Origin of the sequence: Synechococcus sp. R6-10, from assembly GCF_047461815.1 — a bacterium.
In the GTDB taxonomy this organism is placed as follows: Bacteria; Cyanobacteriota; Cyanobacteriia; order Thermostichales; family Thermostichaceae; genus Thermostichus.
The window spans coordinates 1-4001 of sequence record NZ_JANSHW010000019.1; the positions used below are offsets into that span (position 1 = coordinate 1).

Genomic DNA, 4001 nt, shown 5'->3' on the forward strand with positions numbered 1-4001 from the left:
GCCCTCTGCTGAAAAACTTTCCCACCACGGGCGAGCGGGTAGTGGTGGGGCCGGGGGAAAATGCCGGCGTAGTGGATCTGGGGGAGGGGGATTGGCTGGCGTTTAAGATCGAGTCCCACAACCATCCTTCGGCAGTGGAGCCCTTCCAGGGGGCAGCTACCGGCGTGGGAGGGATCCTGCGGGATATCTTTACCCTGGGCGCCCGTCCCATTGCCCTGCTTAACTCGCTGCGCTTTGGGCCGCTAACCGATCCCCGCAACCGCCGCTTGATGGCCAGGGTGGTGGAGGGCATTGCCCACTACGGCAACTGTGTCGGGGTACCCACAGTGGGGGGAGAAGTGGCGGTGGATCCCTGCTACAGCGGCAATCCCTTGGTCAACGTCATGGCCCTGGGGCTGCTGGAGACGCCGGCAGTGGTGAAATCGGCAGCGCGGGGGGTGGGGAACCCGGTCTTGTACGTGGGCGCCACCACCGGGCGGGATGGCATCCGCGGCGCCAGCTTTGCCAGCGCCGAGCTCAAGGAGGATGCGCAGCAGGATCGGCCGGCAGTGCAGGTGGGGGATCCCTTCCTGGGCAAGTGCCTCATCGAGGCCTGTCTGGAGGCCTTTGCCACAGGAGCTGTGGTGGCTGCCCAGGATATGGGGGCAGCCGGGATCACCTGCTCCACCGCGGAGATGGCCGCCAAGGGAGGGGTGGGGATCCGCTTTGACCTCGACCGAGTGCCGGCGCGGGAAAGCGGCATGGCTGCCTGGGAATACCTGCTCTCGGAATCCCAGGAGCGGATGCTGCTGGTGGTGCAAAAAGGCCGCGAGGCGGAGGTGATGGAGATCTTCCACCGCTGGGGTTTGCAAGCTAGTGTGGCCGGGGAAGTCATTGCCGAGCCGCTGGTGGAGATCTGGCACCAGGGATCCTGCGTGGTGCAGGTGCCGGTGCGGGCTTTGGCCGAAGACACCCCCGTCTATGTCCGTCCGGTGTTGCCAGAGCCGCCAGCCTACGTGCAGGCAGCGTGGCAATGGGATCCCGCCACTCTACCCCCTTGTGATTGCCAGGGGATCCACCTCGCTCAGGCAACGCTGGCATGGAAAGAGGTGCTGCTGCAGCTTTTGGCCAGCCCCACCCTGGCCAGCAAAGCCTGGATCTATCGCCAATACGACCACCAGGTGCAAAACAACACCGTCCTTTGGCCGGGCCAGGGAGATGCGGCGGTTATCCGCATCCGTTCCCAAAGGTTTGGCGTGGGCGAGGTGCCGCCCCTGCGAGCTTCCCGCAAGGCCATCGCTGCCACCCTGGATGGCAATGGCCGCTGGGTGTATTTGGATCCCTACGAGGGGGCCAAGGCAGCCGTGGCGGAAGCTGCCCGCAACCTCACCTGTGTGGGGGCCGATCCCCTAGCTGTTACCGATAACCTTAACTTTGGCAATCCCGAAAACCCGGTGGTGTACTGGCAGCTGGCCCTGGCCTGTCGGGGGATTGGAGATGCCTGCCGTGCCCTCGGTACGCCGGTAACGGGGGGAAACGTTTCTCTCTACAACGAGACCCTCACCCCCCAGGGATCGCAGGCTATCTACCCTACCCCTGTCATTGGCATGGTGGGTCTTATTCCCGACTTGAAATGCATCTGTGGCCAGGGGTGGCAGCAAGAAGGGGATCTCATTTACCTCCTGGGATCCCAGGCCCTCACCAGCTTGGGGGGCAGCGAGTATTTGGCGGTCATCCACCAGCAAGTTACGGGCCGGCCCGCGCCAGTGGATCTGGAATTGGAAAAGCGGGTGCAAGCTGCCTGTCGCCATGGAATCCGCCAGGGCTGGGTGCGCTCTGCCCACGACTGCAGCGAGGGGGGATTGGCTGTGGCTTTGGCAGAAGCCTGCTTGAGCGGAGGCCGCGGCGCAACCCTCTCCCTGGCTCCTGGATCCTTGCGCTGGGATCAGGCCCTGTTTGGCGAGGGATCCAGCCGCATCCTGGTTTCTGTGGATCCGGCCCAGCGCTCTGCTTGGGAAGCCTACTTAGAAGCGCAGCTTGCCGGCCAGTGGCAGCTTTTGGGAGAGGTGGGATCCCCTGCGGATCCCCTGCTCTTAAGGACGGCAGAAGAGGATCCCTTACTGGTGGTGTCTTTGGCAGCCATGCAGGCCGCCTACCACGGTGCCTTTTCGGACTAGCTGAGCCTCGGTTGGGAAACCGTTTTCTGCGCCCAGCTCCCTTCTCCCTTGGGGAGAGGGGCCAGAGGTTGGAGAGGACAACATCCTTAGGGGGATTTTTCCTCACACAAATTGGCCTGGATCACCTCTCGATATTGGGACTTGGGCTTAACGCCCACCAACTGGGCCACCAGCGTCTTGTTTTTGAAAAATTGCACCGTCGGGGTGCCCGCCACCCCCCCTGCCTCTGCAATCTCCGGATCTTTCTCAATATCGATCTCCACCACGTGCAGCTTGTCCGAGAACTCATCGATGATCTTGTTCAAGATCGGCTTGAGGGCATGACAAGGGGCACAGGTGGGGGCGGTGTACTTGACCATGAGCAGGCGATCGCTTTCGTGGTAGAGTCGCCGCAGGGCATAGCTCCCCTCGTGGCAAGTCTTGCTGAAGTCTAAGTCATCCTGTCCATTCTCCTCAAAGCTGGCCTCCTCAACAGCAGGATCCCCAGCAGACTCTGCCGCAGAAGTCGCAGCAGGGCTGGGTTCAGGATGGCTTTGGGGAAGGACGTGATACTCCTGGGCCAAGCCGTGTTCCGAGAGCCAGCGCTCTGCCAACATGGCCGCCATACAGCCAGTGCCGGCGGCGGTGATGGCCTGACGAAACTCGTGATCCTGCACGTCGCCGGCGGCAAACACCCCCTCCACACTGGTGGCCACGGATCCCGGGCGGGTGACGATGTAGCCGACTTCATCCAGTTCCAGTTGTCCTTTGAACAAGTCGGTGTTGGGCTTGTGGCCAATGGCATAAAATAGGCCACCCACTGACATCTCGCGTATTTCGCCGGTTTGGTTGTTCCGCACTTTCACCCCGGTCAGGCGCAGGCCGTCGCCCATCACTTCCACCGCCTCGGTGTTCCAGTGCACAGTGATCTTGGGGTTGTTGAGAACACGATCCTGCATGGCCTTGCTGGCCCGCATTTTGTCGCTGCGCACCAGCATATGCACATGGGATCCAAACTTGGTCAGGTAGGTGGCCTCCTCACAGGCAGTATCGCCGCCGCCGATCACCACCAATTCCACCCCTCTGAACATGGGCATAGCCCCATCGCAGACAGCACAAGCTGACATGCCCCGGTTCCAGTAGGTCTCCTCCCCCGGCAGGTGTAGGCGCTTGGCTGTGGCCCCGGTGGCGATGATCAGGCTGTGGGTGCGCAATTCCCGCTCGTCAGAACGGACGACAAAGGGCCGCTGGCTTAAATCCACAAAGGTGACATCTTCGGTGTAAAGTTCTGCCCCCCACCGCTGCGCTTGAGCCCGCATGTTCTTCATCAGTTGGGGGCCGGTGATGCCTTCGGGAAAGCCCGGAAAGTTCTCCACCTCGGTGGTGGTCATCAGTTGCCCGCCCGGGATCCCGCCCGCCTGGAACCCCTCAAACACGACCGGCTTCAGGTTGGCACGCCCAGCGTAAATGGCTGCTGTAAACCCAGCAGGGCCGGAGCCGATAATCACCACATTCTCAACCCGACTTTGCTCTGTCATCCGATGTCTCTCCTTCTGCAATGGGAATAAAAGCCAAACTCATAACGACTACGCTTTAGCTTAACACCCCTTGGCGAACCGGTCGAGGCCGAGGCCTATTAGCCTCATTTTCGCTCGCCTCAGGCCATTGGGGCCTTTTTTGCCCATCCCATAGGGTTATCTCTGCCCAGAGGTTGGCCAAGTGGCGGCCATTGCCCAAGTTTTGGATCCCCAACACCCAATCCCGGTTGACCCAAGCCAGAAGGAAAAGAGGTGTGTAAACTACCCGGCTCCGACCGCTAAGCGGTACGGAGCGGGCTTTCAGTAGCCCTGAGCCTGCTCTGCTCTA

The 4001-nt window shown here is 61.6% G+C and carries 2 protein-coding genes; one reads left to right on the forward strand and one right to left on the reverse strand.

Going from position 1 to position 4001, the window contains the following annotated elements:
* Positions 1-2156 (forward strand): phosphoribosylformylglycinamidine synthase subunit PurL (purL, locus tag NW837_RS00600; RefSeq protein WP_414328789.1); only part of this gene is annotated, 2156 nt, incomplete at its 5' end.
* Positions 2157-2242: 86 nt separating this feature from the next.
* Here purL and trxB read toward each other — a convergent pair.
* The gene (gene trxB, locus NW837_RS00605) at positions 2243-3673 is read right to left on the reverse strand and encodes a thioredoxin-disulfide reductase (RefSeq protein ID WP_414328790.1); all 1431 of its coding nucleotides are present in this window, start codon (positions 3671-3673) and stop codon (positions 2243-2245) included.
* Between the last annotated feature and the right edge of the window lie 328 nt (positions 3674-4001).